Here is a 17048-nt window from a genome sequence, read left to right as displayed (position 1 = left end):
CGCGTTCAGGCGGCCACCGGCTCACCGCCAACACGATAGCCGGCGCCGCGCACGGTTTCGACGATGCCGCCGGCGCCGCCTTCGTCCAGTTTCTTGCGCAGCCGGCTGACATGAACGTCGATCACATTGGTGCCGGGATCGAAATGATAATCCCACACGCCTTCCAGCAGCATCGATCGCGTCACCACCTGGCCGCGGTGGCGCACCAGATATTCCAGCAGGCGAAATTCGCGCGGTTGCAATTCGATGCGCTTGCCAGCCCAACTGACGCGGCGTGCCAGCAGGTCCAGCTCCAGTTCGCCTTCCACCAGACGCGTCACATCGCCGGTGACGCCGCTGGCGCGGCGCTGCACCGCTTCCAGCCGCGCCAGCAATTCCGGCAGCTCGAACGGTTTGGTGACATAATCATCGGAACCAGCGCGCAAGCCCCGCACGCGTTCATCCAGGCTGGCCAGCGCCGACAGCACCACCACCGGCGTATTGTTGCCGGCGGCGCGCAATTGCGTGAGCACGGCGAGCCCATCAAGTTCGGGCAACATGCGATCGAGTATGATGGCGGCGTGATGGCCGGTCAGCGCCTGTTCCAGGCCGGATTGGCCATCCCGGGCAATATCGACGTGATAACCGGCACCCTGCAACCCTTGTGCGATATGGGCGGCCATGGTGGGGTCATCTTCGATACACAAAATGCTGCCCATACCGCGACTTTATGACGCTTGCGCAAGAAAATTCAAGTGGCCGGCGCTGATGATGGCCCTTTTTCTTCGCACCCGCCTGTTGCCCCTGCTATGCGGCGGCAATGTTGGCTCGGCGTTTCCTGTGGGTGGTGGCCATCGCCATCTTTATCGTGATTGCATCGGCACTGGCCTGGCGGCTGGCCGGCAACCGCTTGTTGTCGGCGGCCCTGGTGCCGGGCGCGGAATATGATGCGGCGGCGGCCGGCGCGCCTTATGACTACGCCTTGCCCGCGGCCTGGGCTGCGCGCCCCGGCATGGCAAAGGATCCCACCGCCTGGCGCCCGCCAGGCGCGCCGGTGCAGGCAAAGGCCGGTGCCGCCGTGTTCTTCGTGCCACCCACGGCCGCCTTTGGCACCACGCACTGGAACGATCGCAGCGATGTTGGCGATACCGCCAATCGCCTGGCCGGATTCCTGCGCACCGAAGCGAGCGCGCTGGCCGATGCCGGGCCGCTGTGGGCACCGCATTATCGGCAAGCGGTGATCGGCAGCTTTCTCGCCGATGCGCCGGACACGCGCCGCCGGGCCCAGGCGGCGCAGGCGCTGGCCTATACCGATGTGGCGGCGGCCTTCGCCGTCTTTCTCGCGGCCCAGCCCAAGAATAGCCCGATCATCCTGGCCGGCCACAGCCAGGGTGCGCTGCACCTGCTGCGCCTGCTGAAGGAACAGGTCGCCGGCACGCCATTGGCCGCGCGCATTGTGGCCGTGTATCTGGTCGGCTGGCCGGTATCGGTGACGGCCGATCTGCCGGCGCTGGGCCTGCCGGCCTGCACGGCGGGCGCGCAGGCCGGCTGCATCCTCAGTTGGCAAAGCTTTGCCGAACCGGCCGATCCGGATGCGGTGCTGGCGGTCTATTATGCCGGCCCCGGCCTGAATGGCACACCGCGGCGCGGCACGCCGATGCTGTGCACCAATCCGCTGACCGGCGGGGCAGGGGCGTCTGCCCCGGCCAGCGCCAATCCCGGCAGCCTGGTGCCGGCCGCAACCCTTGAAAGCGGTGAACTGGTGACGCCCGGCGTGCCGGCACGCTGCGATGCGCGCGGGCTGTTGCTGATCGGCGAACCACCGTCCGGCTATCCGGCCTATGTGTTGCCCGGCAACAATTTCCATGTGTTCGATTATCCGCTGTTCTGGCAGGCCGTAAGGCTGGATGCGGGGATCCGGGTGCAGGCGTGGAAGGCATATGGGAAGGCATCCGGGAAGACCGAACGCTGATCACCACCCAGCCTTCGGAATTTGCCGCCGCCTTGCCGGATGGCGGCCGGCTGGGCGGGCTGGATGTCGGCACCAAGACCATTGGTCTGGCCACCTGCGACGCCAGCTGGAGCTTTGCCAGCCCGGCGCACACGCTGGCCAAGGGCAAGTTCAGCGCCGATTTCACGGCGCTGAAGGCGTGGGCAACGCAGGCGCGGCTGGCTGGGCTGGTCGTGGGCCTGCCGCTCAACATGGACGGCACCGACAGTTCGCGCACCCAATCGGTGCGGGCCTTCGCGCGCAATCTGGCACCGCTGGGCCTGCCGTTGCTGCTGTGGGACGAACGCTGGTCCACCGCCGCGGTCGAACGCGCGATGATCGCCGAGGATCTGTCACGCGCGCGGCGTGCGGAACGGGTGGACAGGCTGGCCGCGGCCTATATCCTGCAAGGTGCCATCGACGCGCTCGCGCGCCAGAACATCGGGAGTGAACCATGAGCTGCCTGTCCCCTGCTGCCCGCGCCGTGCTCTATGATCACGCCACCGAACGGCCGTTCACCTCGCCGCTGAACGATGAAAAGCGCGCCGGCGAATTCCACTGCGCCGGCTGTGGTGCGCTGCTCTATCGTTCGGACGCCAAATATGAATCCGGCTCCGGCTGGCCCAGCTTCTGGGCGGCCGAAGACGGCGCTGTTGGCACCACCACCGATACCAGCCACGGCATGCTGCGTACCGAAGTGCATTGCGCCGGCTGCAACGGGCATCTTGGCCATATCTTCCCCGATGGCCCGCCGCCCACCGGCATGCGCCACTGCATCAACGGCCTGGCGCTGGATTTCGTGGCGGAGGGTGAATGATGCGCCAGCTTCTCGCCCTCGCCGCCGCTCCGCTGCTGCTGGCGCAGGCCCCGCCGCCGGCCGCGGCACCGGAACCGCCGGTGTACAACGCGGCCGACAAGATCATCGCCGATGCGCCCGCGTCGCACTGGCTGGCCATCAATCCCGATGACATCATGGTGATGGACACCGCCGCGGGACAGATGCTGATCCAGCTCGCGCCCGCCTTCGCGCCGGCGCATGTCGCGGCCATCAAGGCGCTGGTGCGCACCGGCCAGTTTGACGATGGCCGCATCGTGCGCGTGCAGGACAATTATGTCGTGCAATGGACGGCCCGCCCCGATCCCACCCGACCCAAGGCTGCGCCCCTGCCGGAGGAGTATGAGCGGCCGCTCACCGGGCTCAGCTTCACGCCGTCGCCCTACAAGGATACATATGCCGAAGCCGGATTCGTGTCTGGCTGGCCGGCGGCGCGTGATCCGGCGACGGGAACGGCCTGGCTGGCGCACTGCTATGCTACGGTGGGTGTGGGCCGGGACAATCCGCCGGATACCGGCGACGGCACCGAACTCTACACGGTGATCGGCCATGGCCCGCGCCATCTTGATCGCAACATCGCCAATGTCGGCCGTGTGCTCGCCGGCATCGAGCCGCATGCCGCCTTGCCCCGCGGCACCGAGGCGCTGGGTTTCTACAAGACGGATACGCAGATGACGAAGATCCGCCGCGTGCGCCTGGCCAGCCAGATTGCCGGCTTCCCGCGCTGGCAGATGATGGATACGGCATCGCCCAGTTTTGCCGCCATCAATACGGCCCGCGCCAATCGCATCGGTTTCTTCACCCGCCCGGCTGGCGCTGCCGATCTGTGCACGCTGCGGGTGCCGGTGCGTTTGGCGCCATGACCCCGGCGATCAAGCTGCTGCGTGCTGCCGAATGGGCGCAGTTCCAGGCTGACGGCACGTTCGCCGGATCGGCGGACGATCGGCGCGATGGGTATATCCATCTGTCCACGCCGGAACAGGTGCCCGGCACGGTCGCCAAATATTTCGCCGGAGAAGCGGACGCGGTGGCGCTGACGCTGGATAGCGACACGCTGGGCGATGATCTGCGCTGGGAAGCCAGCCGCGGCGGGCAAATGTTCCCGCATCTCTACCGGCCGCTGCGGCTGGACGAGGTGATCGACGTCCGGCGCTTATGATGCCTGCGCCGCCTTCGCCCGCTTGAACCCGTCGCGCGCTTGGCATCGCAACCAATAGGCCTGGCACTGTGGCCCCAACTCGCCGAGATGCCCCAGCGTCTCGGCCAGCAGCAGCGCATAGGCGACCGCGATGTCGGCCACGGTGAAATCCCCGCACAGCCATTCCCGCCCATCGGCCAGCGCCTGTTCGACCCACACGGTGCGCGCCACGAACCAGCGGCGATAATCGCTGGCCACCTTGGGGTTGCGGTTTTCCGGCTTTTCCAACCGCGTGTAGCGCAGCACCAAAGTCTGCGGGAAGGTGAGCGTCGCGTCGGACTGGTGCAGGAAATTCAGATAATCGCCATAGCGCGGATCGCCGGGCAGCACGCGCAGCCGCTGCGTCTTGTCGGCCAGATACTGGCAGATCGCGGCGCTTTCGGTCATGCGCACATCGCCATCGGTGAAAAACGGGATCGTGCCCAGCGGGTTCAGTTCCAGGAAGGCCGGTTCCAGCCAGCGCGGCGGGAAGGGCAGCAGCACCAGTTCATAGGGCAGGCCCAACTCCTCCAGCGCCCAAAGCGCACGGAAACTGCGCGCATCCCGGCAGTGCCAGAGTTTCATGGGCCAAAGTTTCATGCGGTTCGCCCCTTCATCATCCCAATACGCGCCCCATATTCATGCCGGCTTAAACTTGGCTCCGCAATCACGGAGACATGCACGGGATGATCAGAATGATGGTTGAAAAGCTGAAGCTGCTGGGCGGCATCATGTTGGGGGTGGCGGCCGGCGCTGGCATTGCCGTCGGCGTCGCCAACATGTCCGATACCGGGCGGGTGGCGGCGCAAATCCCGCCGATGGATACCAGCGAAGTGGCGCGGGCCGTACCCGCCGCCGGCGGCCAGGTGGCGCTCAGCTTCGCGCCGGTGGTCAAATCCGCCGCGCCCGCGGTGGTCAACATCTACACCGCCACGCTCGATCGCCGCCCGCGCACCATGAACGAGGAATTCATGCAGCGCTTTTTCGGCGGTGCGCCGGTGCAGCCGCGCGTGCAGCAATCGCTGGGATCGGGCGTCATCGTCGGTGCCGATGGCCTGATCGTCACCAACAACCATGTCGTCGAAGGCGCCGATCAGATATTGGTGGCGCTGGCCGATCGCCGCGAATTCAAGGCGCGCATCCTGTTTGCCGATCCCCGCCTCGATCTGGCGCTGCTCAAGGTCGATACCGAAGGCGCGGCGCTGCCGGTCATCCGCATGGCCGACAGCGATCGCCTGGAGGTTGGCGATGTCACTGTCGCCATCGGCAATCCGTTCGGCGTCGGGCAAACCGTGACCACCGGCATCGTTTCGGGCCTGGCGCGCACCGGCATCGGCGTGTCGGATTGGCAATTCTTCATCCAGACCGATGCGGCCATCAACCCCGGCAACAGCGGCGGCGCGCTGCTCGATGCGCAAGGCCGCCTGATCGGCATTCCGACTGCCATCTACAGCCGCACCGGCGCGTCGAACGGCATCGGCTTTGCCATCCCGTCCAAGATGGTCCGCGTGTTCCTCACCGCGGCGGACAAGGGCAAATTGGTCTCCGGCTGGATCGGTGTGGAGGGCGAGCCCTTGACCGCCGACACCGCCAAACAACTCGGCCTCGATCGCCCCGGCGGCCTGCTGGTGACGGCGGTGGTGCCCGGCAGCCCTGGCGCGCGGGCCGGCATAAGGGCCGGCGATGTGCTGCGCAGCGTTGATGGCAAGGAAGTCGCCAATGGCGGCCAGTTGCGCTACAGCCTCGCCACCGAAGGCGTCGGCAAGACGCTGAATGTGCAATTGTGGCGCGATCGTGCCGCCGTGGCGGTGCCGGTCACACTGGCGCCGCCGCCGGAAAACCCGCCGCGCAGCATCACCCGCATCAGCGCCCGTTCCATCCTCGCCGGCGTCACGGTGGCCAATCTGTCGCCGGCCTATGCCCAGGAACTCGGCGCCGGCCTGCCCGAAGCCGGCGTGGTGGTGGTGGCGATCGAAGCCAATGCGCCCGCCGCGCGCTTCCTGCGCCCCGGCGCGCTGCTGGAAACCCTGGGCGGGCAACCGGTGAAGACGGTCGCCGACGTGACGCGTCTGGCGGGCACCGGCGCGCTGATCGTGCGCTTTGCCGTCGGCGAACAGCGCGCCGAATGCGGGGTCAACAATGTCGGCGGGCTGAGCTGCCGAAGCTGAAACGGGAGAGCCGGATTCCGCCAGTCACGCTGGGGATGCCTGTATAGGGAGAACCCAGTCATGCTGGCGCCGGCCAGCAGCCACTGTGCAGCCAGGCCCGTGCCCCACCATGGATGCTGGACTGCGCCAGCATGACAAGATTTTTTGGTGGAAGGCATCGCCCATGCACATCCTCTCCCGCATCCCCAGCCCGCTCGCGGACCTCCTCGCCGTCACCGCGCCCGATGGCACCCTCCACGCGCTCGATTTTGCCGATTACGAACCGCGCCTGCGCACCTTGTTCGCCCGCCATCACGGCGCTGCACCCCTCACCCCCGGCGAAGCGCCACCCGCGCTCACCGCCGCACTCACCGCCTATTTCGCCGGCACGCCCACTGCGCTGGACAGCATCCCCACCGCCCGCATCGGCAGTGATTTCCAGCAACGCGTCTGGGCCGCCCTGCGCGCCATCCCGGCCGGCGAAACCCGCAGCTATGGCGCGCTCGCCGCCGCGATTCGCCAACCCAGCGCCAGCCGCGCCGTCGGCCTGGCCAATGGGGCAAATCCGATCGGCATCGTCGTCCCCTGCCACCGCGTGATCGGCGCGAACGGCGCGCTGACTGGCTATGCCGGCGGCGTGGAACGCAAGGCCTGGCTGCTGCGGCATGAAGGGGCGATGTTGTAAATTTCCCCTCTCCCCTGACGCCTGCCCCGGCGCTGGGCTTTGCTCGCCTTCGGCGCGCCGGGGCCGGCTTCAGGGGAGAGGGGAGAGCGGCCAACTGGGTGCAGGGGCGAGTCCCTGCCCGCCGGAGGCTGGCCTGCCTTGTTCCCGGTCTGTCCTACAAGCCCCGCTTTGGGTTACAGTCCCGGCCATGAGCCATGATCCCGCCCCCATCACCGCCCCCATCACGGCCGCCGATCTCGAGGCCATGTTGCCGCCCAAGACCCGCCATGATGGCTGGACGCCGGCGCGGCAGCAGGAGTTCATCGAGGTGCTGGCGGATAGCGCCTGTGTGCGCACGGCGGCGCGGCGGGTGGGGATGACGGCGCAGAGCGCCTACCGCCTGCGCCGCCACCCGGATGCGGCGGATTTTCGGGCCGCCTGGGATATGGCCGTCAATCAGGCCTGGCTGCACATCAAGCAGACGGCGCTGAGCCGCGTGCTGAATGGGGAAGAGGTGGAAATCGTCCGCGAAGGCGTTGTGGTCGCGGTGCAGCGCAGGCCCTGTGATCCGCGCTTGCTGATCAACATGCTGGACCGGGCGCAGCGCATGACCGGCGGCCACGAACGCCAGTTTCGCGAATTGTCGCAATTGCGCGAGTTGATCGACGATCTGCCGGATCGTGAGGACTGGGTGGGTGAACGGCTGGACCCGCTGCATTTTCGCGAGATGGAGCGCGTGCCGGACGTGCCGCGCCTGCCCGCACGCCAATCGCCCTTCCCCGATCATATTGGCAGGCAACGCGCCAGAAAAGCGTGAAAAGCGGAACCTTTGTAACCTTGTAAATTGCGTTTAGGTGGCTGGCGCGGCCACGGCCCGCTCAGCCGAATTCCATGATCACCGCATCCACCGCCAGCGAGTCGCCGGCCTTGGCCAGCAATTTCGCCACCACGCCGGATTTTTCGGCGCGCAGGATATTCTCCATCTTCATGGCTTCCACGGTGGCCAGTTGCTGGCCGGCTTCCACCTTGTCGCCTTCGGCCACGGCGATGGAAACGACCAGGCCGGGCATCGGGCAGAGCAGATATTTGCTCATGTCCGGCGCCACCTTGGGAATCATGAAGCGGGCGAGTTCGGCGGCGCGCGGGGTGAGGGTGCGGCATTTGTGGGCGCCGCCGCGGGTGGTGAGGGTGAGGGTGCTGCCCTTGCGCGCCACACTGATCGCCGCCGCCACGCCATCGATCGTGCCGGTGAAGATGGCGTCACCCACGCGCCAGCCGGATTGCACGACGAGGTCGCGGCCTTCGATCAGCACTTCGTGGCTGCCGCCTTCGCCGAGCACTTCGACCGGGATCTGCTCGCCGTCCAGTTCGACCACCCAGTGGATGCCATATTCGGCGCCATCGCCAGAGAGTTGGCCATCGATCAACTGTTCGCGGGCCACGGTTTCGGTGTGGATGATGGCGGCGGCGGCGACCAGCGCGTCGCGGGTTTCGGCCGACGCGGGCGCGCCGTGGAAGCCTTCGGGATATTCCTCGGCGATGAAGCCGGTGGTGACATTCTCGCCGGCCTGGAAACGCGGATGCTGCATGATGGCGGCGAGGAAATCGATATTGTGATTGATGCCCTTGATTTGATAGCGATCCAGGGCTTCGGCCTGCGCGGCGATGGCATCGGCGCGGGTCGGGCCCCAGGTGATCAGCTTGGCGATCATCGGATCATAGAACATGCTGATTTCGGCGCCTTCGATCACGCCGGTATCGATGCGCACCAGCCGGCCTTCGTCATCCGGGCCGGCTTCCGGCGGCTGGCAGCGCGACAGGCGACCGATGGAGGGCAGGAAGCCGCGATACGGATCTTCGGCGTAGACGCGGGTTTCGATGGCGTGGCCATTGAGCTGCACATCCGCCTGGGTGAAGGGCAGGGCCTCGCCAGCGGCGACACGGATCATCAATTCGACCAGATCGAGGCCGGTGATGCATTCGGTGACCGGGTGTTCCACCTGCAGGCGGGTGTTCATTTCGAGGAAATAGAAACTGCGGTCGGCGCCGGCGATGAACTCGACGGTGCCGGCGCTGAAATAGCCGACGTTGCGGGCCAGGGCGACGGCCTGCTCGCCCATCTCGCGGCGCATGTCGGGGGTGACGAATGGGGAGGGGGCTTCCTCGACCACCTTCTGGTGGCGGCGCTGGATCGAACAGTCGCGCTCGTTCAGATAGATGATGTTGCCTTGTTGATCACCGATCAGCTGGATTTCGATGTGGCGCGGCTGTTCGACGAATTTTTCGATGAACACGCGGTCGTCACCAAAGCTGGCCAGTGCCTCGCGGCGGACGCTATCGAACCCTTCGCGCACATCGGCTTCGCTCCACGCCAGCCGCATGCCCTTGCCGCCGCCGCCGGCAGATGCCTTCATCATGACCGGGTAACCGATGCCGCCGGCGATCTCCACAGCATGATCGGTGCCGGTGATTTCGCCGACAAAGCCCGGCACGACGCTGACGCCGGCAGCCTTGGCGCGGCGCTTCGATTCGATCTTGTCGCCCATGGCGGCGATGGCCGGCGCCGGTGGGCCGATGAAGGCGATGCCCGCGGCCGTGAGCGCCTCGACGAAGCCGGCGCGTTCGGACAGGAAACCATAGCCGGGGTGGACGGCCTCGGCGCCGGTGGCCAGGCAGGCGGCGATGATCTTGTCAGCGATCAGGTAGGATTCGGCGGCCGGCGATGGCCCGATGTGCACGGCTTCATCGGCCAGGGACACATGCAGCGCCTGCGCATCGGCATCGGAATAGACCGCGACCGTGGCAATGCCCATGGCGCGGGCACTGCGGATCACACGGCAGGCAATTTCGCCGCGATTGGCGATCAGGATCTTCTTGAACAAGGCACGGGCCTCCTTGGCGCTTTGCGGCAATTCCATAGCGTTCGCGCCGCGCCGTGCAACCGGTCGATTTGGGCGTGGCGTGTCTGCGTCAATCGATTTTGGCGATGATGGCGACCAAGGGGCAACGTGTCACGTGCGCCGCCGTGACTGGCAAAGACGGATCACGGCAGGGCGGCGATGGAACTTCTGCCTCGCACCGCCGTTTCTCCCACAGGTGCAGCTGATGATCTTCATCCCACCTTGTCGGGTCCACTCCTCCCCCCAGTGGCCCCGGCGCCGGCCGGCGCTGTTTCCCCCGAGCAGCGTCGGCCACCCTATTGTAAAGTTTGTGTGGCATGAAGTACGTCTTGCAGACGGTCGCCGTGGCGCGGGCGGCGCCGGCTGGCGATCCGCTGCACGTTCACGACCTGGTTCCGCCAAGGGCCCGTTGAACCAGAAAGGCCGGCGCGGGTTGCCCCTGCCGGCCTTTTCGCAAGCAGTGTCCGTCCGTTCAGCGGTTTGCTGCCACCGTCATGGCCAGCCGACGGCGCAGCGCGTTGATCTGCGGCGCGACGGCCTGCATCGCATCGGCCTCGCAGGCGGCGAGTGCTTCGCCTTCGTCGCGGCTGAAGGTGGCCGGGTAACCGCACAGCCGGCTGACGGCGATGCGCACGCGCTTGTCCAGCGCACGCTGCCCGGACTGCGCCGAAAGGTCCAGATCGGCGATCTTCACGACGATCCGCGCCTGTTCATAACCCGGATCTGCCGCCAAGGCCGGCGCGGCCAGGCCGGCTGCCACGATCATTGCCATCAGGATACGCATGCTCTCTCTCCCAGTACGATGGGAGAAGATTGCGCCGCTCGTCACATCATTGCAACAGGAATGTCATCATACTGTCATTTAATCGTCATTTTGTTGAAACATTGGTTCAGCCAGGCTGCGCGATCATCAGCCACAGCGCCGCCAGCAACGGGACGGTGGAGATCAGGCCCCAAAAAATCCACTTCTTTGACAAGCTCTTGTAGGCATCAGGCACCGCGGTGCCCTCGGCAAACTGTCGTGCCAGCCCGGCCGCCTTGATCTGGATCGGCACGATCAGCCCCAGCCAGATCAGCCCCGCCGCCACGAAGCAGAGCTGCGCCCACAGCATCCAGCCTTCCAGCAGCGGGAAATGGCCGATGATGGCCAGGCCATAACCACCGGCCATGGTCAGCACCACGCCCCACACCGTCATCGACCAATCCGTGTAGGTGATCAGTTTCTGCGCAAAGCCAAGCACTTGCGGCCGGCCATCCCGGTCAGCGAAAAACTTCCAGATCGCCGTGACGGTGATGTTGCCCATCAGCATCACCACGCCGGTGAGGTGCAGGAATTTCCAGACGAGATAGGGTTCAGGCACGCATCACAACGGAATATTGTCGTGCTTCTTCCACGGGTTGCTCAGCTGCTTTGTGCGCAGCTTGCGCAGGCCCAGTGCGATGCGTTTGCGCGTCGCGTGCGGCATGATCACTTCATCGATGAAGCCCATGCTGGCCGCCACGAACGGGTTGGCAAAGCGCGCTTCATATTCGGCGGTGCGCGCGGCGATCTTGTCCTTGTCGCCGATGTCCTGGCGGAAGATGATTTCCACGGCGCCCTTGGCCCCCATCACGGCGATTTCGGCGGTGGGCCAAGCATAGTTCAGATCGCCACGCAGATGCTTCGATGCCATCACGTCATAGGCGCCGCCATAGGCCTTGCGGGTGATCACGGTGATTTTCGGCACGGTGGCTTCGGCATAGGCGAACAGCAGTTTCGCGCCATGCTTGATGATGCCGCCATATTCCTGCGCGGTGCCGGGCAGGAAGCCGGGCACATCGACGAAGGTGACGATCGGGATGTTGAAGGCATCGCAGAAACGCACGAAGCGCCCGGCTTTCTTCGACGAATTGATGTCGAGGCAGCCGGCCAGCACCATCGGCTGGTTGGCGACGATGCCGACCGTGTGGCCTTCGATGCGGGCAAAGCCGATCAGGATATTGCCGGCGTGGCCGGGCTGCAGCTCGAAGAATTCGCCGTCGTCGGCGACCTTGGCGATCAGCTCATGCATGTCATACGGCTTGTTGGCGCTGTCCGGGATCAGCGTGTCCAGGCTGTGCTCCAGCCGCAGCGCATCATCACTGGTCGGCCGGAAGGGTGCCTGTTCGCGGTTGTTCAGCGGCAGGAAATCGAAGAACGCCCGGGTGCGCAGCAATGCATCGATATCATCTTCCAGCGCCAGATCGGCCACGCCGGATTTGGTGCTGTGAGTGATCGCCCCGCCCAGCTCTTCCTGCGTCACCAATTCGTTGGTCACGGTTTTCACCACGTCCGGCCCGGTGACGAACATGTAGCTCGAATCCTTCACCATGAAGATGAAGTCGGTCATCGCCGGGCTGTACACCGCGCCGCCGGCGCAGGGGCCCATGATCAGCGAAATCTGCGGCACCACGCCAGATGCCAGCACGTTGCGCTGGAACACCTCGGCATAACCGCCCAACGATGCCACGCCTTCCTGGATGCGCGCGCCGCCGCTGTCGTTCAGGCCGATCACCGGCGCGCCGACCTTCATGGCCATGTCCATGATCTTGCAGATTTTCTGGGCATGGCGTTCCGACAGCGACCCGCCGAACACGGTGAAATCCTGGGAAAACACATATACCAACCGGCCATTGATGGTGCCGCTGCCCGTCACCACGCCGTCGCCGGGGATGATGGTGTCCTGCATGCCGAATTCGGTGCAGTTGTGCTCGACATACATGTCGAGCTCTTCGAACGAGCCGGGATCGAGCAGGATATCGAGCCGCTCGCGCGCCGTCAGCCGGCCCTTGGCGTGCTGCGCGGCAATGCGCTTCGCGCCGCCGCCCTGTCGGGCAGCATCACGGCGGCGTTCGAGTTCTTCCAGCGTCTTCAGCATGGCGACGGCCCACTCCTTGTTGTGCTGATCCCTAGCAATTGCGCCGCGTCCGGCAAGGGGCAAGTATCAGGCCGTTGGCAATCTCAGGCCAGCAAAGCCAGCATCACGACCGCTGCGCCCAGGTCGGCCTGCCGCTCGGCATGGCCGGCTTCGGCCAGCGGGTCCTTGCCCCATTGTTCGGCCTGCCACAGTTCATCGAGATGGCCGATGGTCCACGCCGTGGCGGCATCCATGGCGCCATCGGCCACCGCCAGGCCGATCAGCGCCGATCCCGAAATCGTCACCACGGGGTTGAGCGCCGCCAGCCGGAACATATCGAAGGCGCGATAGGCGGCGGTGATGCGCGCCAGCGTCGCCGGCGGCTGCGGCCGGTGGATGATGCCGGTGACGGTCGTGAATACGATATCATAACGCTGCCGCGCCCACGCCAGCCACGGGTCCCATTGAGCGGCCTGGTGCGCTACCAGCGGCGGCGGATAATCGGCGCGATAGGCGAGCAGCTCATTTTCGGCGAACACCGCCAGCCCATCGGCAAAGGCCGCCGCTTCGGGCGCCACGCGGTCGATGGCGGCATTGGCCAGGCCGGTTACGGCCAAGCTGCGTGGGTTGACCAGCTCGCCTTGGGCATTCCATTCCGCCGCGATTGCGTGGGCGAGCGCTTCGGTGGGCAAAGTCAAGGCTGCGCGCGCCGGCGTGCGCAGCGGCTTGCCGTCCAGTGCCACACCCCAACCCGATTCCGCTTCGGTAACGGCCGCTGTCGTCCAGAACCGTTTCACCGCCCAGAACCGCGCCCAGAACCGCGCCCAGAACCGCGCCCAGAACCGCGCTTCGTCAGCCCCAGGTGCTTGGGCCGCACGAACAGCGTCAGCCCGCCGATCAGCGCGACCACCAGGCCGGCTGCCTGCCCCACGGTCTGGCTGAGCCACAGGCCGGTGACCATCACCGCCAGCCCGGCAAAGCGCACGCCGACATAGATCAGATAGCGTTTGCGGGCTTCCGCCAGCGGCAGCGGGGCCTGGTTGTCGGTCATGATCTTGCTCCGGGGCGTTGGCGCAGCCGCCAGGCCATCATCGCCGCCGCCGCGAATTGCAGCACGGCGGTCGCGCCAAACAGGAACCGCAGCACCTGACCAATGCCGGGCGTCGACGCCGGGGCCTGCCAGGCCAGAAAGGCAAACAGGCTACCGACCATCAGCGACATGGTCACCCGCGACCAGCCGATCTTGCGCATGCGGGCGACCATGGCGGAGGGTGCCGGGCCTTCCGGGTTCTCGGGTTCAGCCACGCAGCAGCTCCTGCAAATGGCCGGCATCGCGGGCGACCGCGGCGGCGCCGGCCTCGATCAGTTCGTCGGCCTCGTGATAGCCCCAATCCACGCCGATGCTGCGCACGCCGGCGGCCTGGCCCATGGCGATATCGAAGATCGTGTCGCCGATCATCACCGCCTGGCCCGCCTGCGCCCCGGCTTCGGCCAGCGCGGCGCGCAGCATCGACGGGTGCGGTTTCGATGGGTGGCGATCGGCGGTCTGCAAGCTGACGAACAGGTGGTGGATGCCGTGATGCTCCAGCGCCAGGCGAAGCCCGCGATCCGATTTGCCGGTGGCCACCGCCAACTGCCAGCCATCGCCGTGCAGCGCATCGAGCAGGCGGCGGATGCCGGGATAGAGCGGTTCGGGATCGAGCGCCGAATCGGCCCGCAAACGCTGGAAGGCGGCCTTGTAATCATCGGCCAGCGATTGCTGCAGTTCCAGATCAGCATCCGGCAACAGCGCCTGCATGGCTTCCAGCAGGGACAGGCCGACGATGCGGCGAGTGGCGTGATCGTCAGGCGCGGCGAGGCCATGGCGGGCGAAGCTGCTGGCCATCGCCCGGATGATGTTGATCTGGCTGTCGATCAACGTGCCGTCGCAATCGAAGACGGCCAGTTTTGGGCCAGGCTTCATGATCGCGTCTTTCGGATGGCGGCAGCGCCGGCGGTTTCGCCCAACTGTTCCAGCGCGGCGATCACGCCGGCGGCATCGGCGGCACTGCGGTTCTGGCTGGCCTTGAACGTGGTGCGGATGGCTGTGGGGGTGAGCTCGAAGCCGGTGATGGCGCGCATCATCGCTTCGGCACGCGGGCGCTGCATCTTGGCCATTGTCCAATCCTGGCCGACGCGCGGTTCGAACGTGGCTGACGACAGGTTCAGCAGCGCTTCCAATTCGTCTTCATCGAGGGCACGCACCGGCCCCTCCACTTCGACCGCTTGATAATTCCAGGTCGGCACGTTGTTCGCCGGTTCCGCATACCAATTGGGCGATACATAATGGCCCGGCCCGCCGATGCTGGCCACGGCAACCATGCCGTCCAGCGCCTGCGCCAATGCATTGCCATTGGCCAGGTGGAACATCAGGCTGCCGTGCGCCGTCACCAGCACCGGCGCGTGCGCCACGCGCGGGCCGGCCGGCGTCTGGCCGAAAACATGCGCAAAGCTGTACGCGGCCACAAAGGCCAGCGGATCATCGTCGCTGCGGAAGGCGGCATTGGGGTGCATAGCCCGCGCTTCCTGCCTCACCCCCATCCTGTCGGCAAGGAGAGTCGACGCCGCGCCATGGGCAGGCTAGCGCTGCACCATGGAACCGCCGCCGCTCTTGCCCATTCCCGCCGGCCAGGCCAGCACCGAAGCGCGGACGCCCGACAGCATGCGCGGCCTCGATTATCCCTTTGGCCGCTGGGTGCCCGGCCCCGGCGAAACGCATGAAGTGGCGCCAGGCGTGCACTGGGTGCGCATGGGCCTGCCGTTCGGCCTGGATCATATCAACCTGTGGGTGCTGGATGCAGGCGACGGGCCAAATGGCGGCTGGGCGATCGTCGATACCGGCGTCGGCCTGCCCAACAGCAAGGCCAATTGGGAAGCGCTGCTGGCCGGGCCGTTCAAGGCCAAGCCGGTGACGCGGGTGATCGTCACCCATTATCACCCCGATCATCTTGGCATGGCCGGCTGGCTGTGCCGCAAATTCAACGTGCCGCTGGAAATCACCCGCACCGAATATCTGCTGGCGCGCACGCTCACATTGGATGTGCGCGATGCCCCGCCGGATGAAGCCGTGGCCTTTTCCATCCGCGCCGGCTGGAGCGAGGAACAGGTGGCGGCGATGAAGGCCAAGGCCTGGGGCAATTTCGGCAAGATCATCTCGAAAATGCCTTCTGGCTTCAAGCGGTTGAAGGACGGCGATGTGCTGACCATCGGCGCACGGCAATGGCAGGTGGTCGTCGGCCGCGGCCACGCCCCCGAACATGCCTGCCTGGTCAGTGATGGCCTGATGATCAGCGGCGATCAGGTGCTGCCACGCATCACCAGCAATGTGTCGGTCTATCCCACCGAGCCCTACGCCGATCCGCTCGCCGACTGGCTGGAAAGCATCGAACGCTTGCGCGCCATTCCGGCCGACGTGCTGGTGCTGCCGGCGCATAACGAGCCGTTCTTCGGCCTGCACACCCGCCTCGATCAACTCGCCGCCGATCACCACGGCAAACTGGAGAAGCTGGAGGCGTTTTGTGAAACGCCGCGCACTGCGGTCGATTGCTTCGCCGCCCTGTTCCGCCGCCCGATCGGGGATGCGGATTATGGCCTGGCGACGGGCGAGACGGTGGCGCACCTGCACTGGCTGGAAGAACGTGGCCGGGTGAACCGGGTGACGGATACCGGCGGGGTGGACCGGTTCGTGAAGGTGTGAGGGCGGGCGCATTTGCCAGCGGGCGCATGACTCGGTTCGGTAACACGTAACCCGTCGGATTGTTTTGCCATGCCCGCTTTGCCCTCTTCGGCAAATTCCACCGGAAAGGCCAACGCATCGCCGCTTCGGTCTGCCGGGCCAACGGGCTTCCTCAGTCATGCCGCAGACCATCAATCGCCTGCGATGGCATGTGCGGCGCTCTGTCCCCTCTATCGCGCCGGGGTCATGGCCAGCAGGGGCCTGACTGCCGCCAGCAACTGTGCGGAGGTGAAAGGTTTCCTGATCAGCAGGCTGTGCGCGACGCCCATGCTGCGATGGTCATGCTCGCTGCCGCCCGACAGATACACGATCGGTACATCCGGAATTTGCGACCGGGCATAGTGGGCCAGTTCCCAACCGTCGACGCTGCCACCCAGGCGGATATCGGTGATGACCGCGGCGAGATCGCCCGGCCGGCTTTCCAGAACAGATTTGGCCAGGCCGCTGCTGTGCACCGTAATCACCGGGAACCCAGCCGCTTCGAGTACGTCTTGCAGCATCATCGCCACAAAGGCTTCGTCCTCCACCAACAGGATTGTCTGTGATCCGTTCAACCTCATTCTCCGCGCAGGCAGCCGGTCGACCCCGTGATGAACGGAAACAGGTGGGGTTGCCCATGTTCCGTCGTCGCGGCCCTGACGCACGTCGCCATCCACCCATTCCAACGGCGCTGCAATCCGGTCAGTTCCGGTCGCCTGTGGCGAA

At 66.1% G+C, this 17048-nt stretch carries 21 protein-coding genes; 9 read left to right on the top strand and 12 right to left on the bottom strand.

Going from position 1 to position 17048, the window contains the following annotated elements:
• Nucleotides 1-5 precede the first annotated feature (5 nt).
• Nucleotides 6-698 (bottom strand): response regulator transcription factor, encoded by a 693-nt coding sequence (locus tag ABWP22_RS08830; RefSeq protein WP_353199592.1) that lies wholly within the window; start codon nt 696-698, stop codon nt 6-8.
• A gap of 101 nt (nt 699-799) precedes the next feature.
• Here ABWP22_RS08830 and ABWP22_RS08825 point away from each other — a divergent pair, with 101 nt between their 5' ends.
• Genes ABWP22_RS08825 through ABWP22_RS08805 form a run of 5 tightly spaced genes read left to right on the top strand, consistent with a single transcriptional unit; the run spans nt 800 to nt 3963 of the window.
• Nucleotides 800-1951, top strand: a complete 1152-nt coding sequence (locus ABWP22_RS08825) for a DUF3089 domain-containing protein (protein WP_353199591.1) — start codon at nt 800-802, stop codon at nt 1949-1951.
• Entirely contained in the window at nt 1948-2427 is a 480-nt protein-coding gene (gene ruvX / locus ABWP22_RS08820) for a Holliday junction resolvase RuvX (protein ID WP_353199701.1), read from the top strand. Before ABWP22_RS08825 ends, ruvX begins: the two co-directional genes overlap by 4 nt.
• Nucleotides 2424-2786 (top strand): peptide-methionine (R)-S-oxide reductase MsrB, encoded by a 363-nt coding sequence (msrB, locus tag ABWP22_RS08815; protein WP_353199590.1) that lies wholly within the window; start codon nt 2424-2426, stop codon nt 2784-2786. Before ruvX ends, msrB begins: the two co-directional genes overlap by 4 nt.
• Nucleotides 2783-3667 carry a peptidylprolyl isomerase gene (locus tag ABWP22_RS08810; RefSeq protein WP_353199589.1) on the top strand — a complete coding sequence of 295 codons (885 nt, stop codon included), beginning with the start codon at nt 2783-2785 and terminating at the stop codon, nt 3665-3667. The genes msrB and ABWP22_RS08810 overlap by 4 nt, the downstream gene beginning before the upstream one ends.
• Nucleotides 3664-3963 (top strand): DUF952 domain-containing protein, encoded by a 300-nt coding sequence (locus ABWP22_RS08805; RefSeq protein WP_353199588.1) that lies wholly within the window; start codon nt 3664-3666, stop codon nt 3961-3963. Before ABWP22_RS08810 ends, ABWP22_RS08805 begins: the two co-directional genes overlap by 4 nt.
• Here the strand turns inward: ABWP22_RS08805 and ABWP22_RS08800 are convergent.
• On the bottom strand, nt 3958-4581 hold the full coding sequence (locus ABWP22_RS08800; RefSeq protein WP_353199587.1) for a glutathione S-transferase family protein: 624 nt from the start codon (nt 4579-4581) through the stop codon (nt 3958-3960). The two genes, ABWP22_RS08805 and ABWP22_RS08800, sit on opposite strands and share 6 nt — an antisense overlap.
• Before the next feature lie 95 nt (nt 4582-4676).
• Here ABWP22_RS08800 and ABWP22_RS08795 point away from each other — a divergent pair, with 95 nt between their 5' ends.
• The 3 genes from ABWP22_RS08795 to ABWP22_RS08785 all read left to right on the top strand — a co-directional run bounded on the left by ABWP22_RS08795 (nt 4677) and on the right by ABWP22_RS08785 (nt 7609).
• The gene (locus ABWP22_RS08795) at nt 4677-6149 is read left to right on the top strand and encodes a Do family serine endopeptidase (RefSeq protein WP_353199586.1); all 1473 of its coding nucleotides are present in this window, start codon (nt 4677-4679) and stop codon (nt 6147-6149) included.
• 163 nt (nt 6150-6312) lie between these two features.
• A complete protein-coding gene (locus tag ABWP22_RS08790; RefSeq protein ID WP_353199585.1) occupies nt 6313-6813 on the top strand; it encodes a methylated-DNA--[protein]-cysteine S-methyltransferase in 501 nt (166 codons plus the stop codon).
• Between the two features lie 187 nt (nt 6814-7000).
• Complete coding sequence (locus ABWP22_RS08785) at nt 7001-7609, top strand: hypothetical protein (RefSeq protein ID WP_353199584.1); 609 nt, start codon at nt 7001-7003, stop codon at nt 7607-7609.
• 61 nt (nt 7610-7670) lie between these two features.
• On the opposite strand, the gene ABWP22_RS08780 is transcribed toward ABWP22_RS08785, so the two are convergent.
• The 9 genes from ABWP22_RS08780 to ABWP22_RS08740 form a co-directional block, all read right to left on the bottom strand.
• Entirely contained in the window at nt 7671-9674 is a 2004-nt protein-coding gene (locus ABWP22_RS08780) for an acetyl-CoA carboxylase biotin carboxylase subunit (protein WP_353199700.1), read from the bottom strand.
• Nucleotides 9675-10164: 490 nt separating this feature from the next.
• Entirely contained in the window at nt 10165-10476 is a 312-nt protein-coding gene (locus ABWP22_RS08775; RefSeq protein ID WP_353199583.1) for a UrcA family protein, read from the bottom strand.
• 106 nt (nt 10477-10582) lie between these two features.
• Complete coding sequence (locus ABWP22_RS08770) at nt 10583-11053, bottom strand: DUF2269 family protein (RefSeq protein ID WP_353199582.1); 471 nt, start codon at nt 11051-11053, stop codon at nt 10583-10585.
• Between the two features lie 3 nt (nt 11054-11056).
• Complete coding sequence (locus tag ABWP22_RS08765) at nt 11057-12589, bottom strand: acyl-CoA carboxylase subunit beta (protein ID WP_353199581.1); 1533 nt, start codon at nt 12587-12589, stop codon at nt 11057-11059.
• Between the two features lie 83 nt (nt 12590-12672).
• The gene (locus ABWP22_RS08760) at nt 12673-13365 is read right to left on the bottom strand and encodes an ATP12 family chaperone protein (protein WP_353199580.1); all 693 of its coding nucleotides are present in this window, start codon (nt 13363-13365) and stop codon (nt 12673-12675) included.
• Complete coding sequence (locus ABWP22_RS08755; RefSeq protein ID WP_353199579.1) at nt 13362-13619, bottom strand: hypothetical protein; 258 nt, start codon at nt 13617-13619, stop codon at nt 13362-13364. Before ABWP22_RS08755 ends, ABWP22_RS08760 begins: the two co-directional genes overlap by 4 nt.
• Nucleotides 13616-13873, bottom strand: coding sequence for a hypothetical protein (locus ABWP22_RS08750; RefSeq protein WP_353199578.1), 258 nt, complete (start codon nt 13871-13873; stop codon nt 13616-13618). The genes ABWP22_RS08755 and ABWP22_RS08750 overlap by 4 nt, the downstream gene beginning before the upstream one ends.
• Nucleotides 13866-14531: an HAD-IA family hydrolase gene (locus ABWP22_RS08745; protein WP_353199577.1), complete on the bottom strand. Its 666-nt coding sequence runs from the start codon at nt 14529-14531 to the stop codon at nt 13866-13868. The genes ABWP22_RS08750 and ABWP22_RS08745 overlap by 8 nt, the downstream gene beginning before the upstream one ends.
• Nucleotides 14528-15121 (bottom strand): FMN-binding negative transcriptional regulator, encoded by a 594-nt coding sequence (locus ABWP22_RS08740; protein ID WP_353199576.1) that lies wholly within the window; start codon nt 15119-15121, stop codon nt 14528-14530. Before ABWP22_RS08740 ends, ABWP22_RS08745 begins: the two co-directional genes overlap by 4 nt.
• A gap of 79 nt (nt 15122-15200) precedes the next feature.
• Here ABWP22_RS08740 and ABWP22_RS08735 point away from each other — a divergent pair, with 79 nt between their 5' ends.
• Nucleotides 15201-16304, top strand: coding sequence for an MBL fold metallo-hydrolase (locus tag ABWP22_RS08735; protein WP_353199575.1), 1104 nt, complete (start codon nt 15201-15203; stop codon nt 16302-16304).
• A 209-nt stretch (nt 16305-16513) separates the two neighbouring features.
• Here ABWP22_RS08735 and ABWP22_RS08730 read toward each other — a convergent pair whose 3' ends face one another.
• Nucleotides 16514-16999 carry a response regulator gene (locus ABWP22_RS08730; RefSeq protein ID WP_353199574.1) on the bottom strand — a complete coding sequence of 162 codons (486 nt, stop codon included), beginning with the start codon at nt 16997-16999 and terminating at the stop codon, nt 16514-16516.
• Nucleotides 17000-17048: the final 49 nt, after the last annotated feature.

It is taken from the genome of Sandarakinorhabdus sp., from assembly GCF_040398665.1.
Taxonomy (GTDB): domain Bacteria; phylum Pseudomonadota; class Alphaproteobacteria; order Sphingomonadales; family Sphingomonadaceae; genus Sandarakinorhabdus.
This window is presented reverse-complemented; position numbering and strand designations above follow the sequence as displayed.

Bases quoted from the DNA above. Each gene is read 5' to 3' on its own strand.
- ABWP22_RS08735 (WP_353199575.1), top strand. From the start codon at position 15,201: ATGGAACCGCCGCCGCTCTTGCCCATTCCCGCCGGCCAGGCCAGCACC.
- ABWP22_RS08795 (WP_353199586.1), top strand. From the start codon at position 4,677: ATGATGGTTGAAAAGCTGAAGCTGCTGGGCGGCATCATGTTGGGGGTG.
- ABWP22_RS08775 (WP_353199583.1), bottom strand. From the start codon at position 10,476: ATGCGTATCCTGATGGCAATGATCGTGGCAGCCGGCCTGGCCGCGCCG.
- msrB (WP_353199590.1), top strand. From the start codon at position 2,424: ATGAGCTGCCTGTCCCCTGCTGCCCGCGCCGTGCTCTATGATCACGCC.
- ABWP22_RS08805 (WP_353199588.1), top strand. From the start codon at position 3,664: ATGACCCCGGCGATCAAGCTGCTGCGTGCTGCCGAATGGGCGCAGTTC.
- ABWP22_RS08790 (WP_353199585.1), top strand. From the start codon at position 6,313: ATGCACATCCTCTCCCGCATCCCCAGCCCGCTCGCGGACCTCCTCGCC.
- ABWP22_RS08755 (WP_353199579.1), bottom strand. From the start codon at position 13,619: ATGACCGACAACCAGGCCCCGCTGCCGCTGGCGGAAGCCCGCAAACGC.
- ABWP22_RS08745 (WP_353199577.1), bottom strand. From the start codon at position 14,531: ATGAAGCCTGGCCCAAAACTGGCCGTCTTCGATTGCGACGGCACGTTG.
- ABWP22_RS08810 (WP_353199589.1), top strand. From the start codon at position 2,783: ATGATGCGCCAGCTTCTCGCCCTCGCCGCCGCTCCGCTGCTGCTGGCG.
- ABWP22_RS08830 (WP_353199592.1), bottom strand. From the start codon at position 698: ATGGGCAGCATTTTGTGTATCGAAGATGACCCCACCATGGCCGCCCAT.
- ABWP22_RS08785 (WP_353199584.1), top strand. From the start codon at position 7,001: ATGAGCCATGATCCCGCCCCCATCACCGCCCCCATCACGGCCGCCGAT.
- ABWP22_RS08800 (WP_353199587.1), bottom strand. From the start codon at position 4,581: ATGAAACTTTGGCCCATGAAACTCTGGCACTGCCGGGATGCGCGCAGT.
- ABWP22_RS08825 (WP_353199591.1), top strand. From the start codon at position 800: ATGTTGGCTCGGCGTTTCCTGTGGGTGGTGGCCATCGCCATCTTTATC.
- ABWP22_RS08740 (WP_353199576.1), bottom strand. From the start codon at position 15,121: ATGCACCCCAATGCCGCCTTCCGCAGCGACGATGATCCGCTGGCCTTT.
- ABWP22_RS08765 (WP_353199581.1), bottom strand. From the start codon at position 12,589: ATGCTGAAGACGCTGGAAGAACTCGAACGCCGCCGTGATGCTGCCCGA.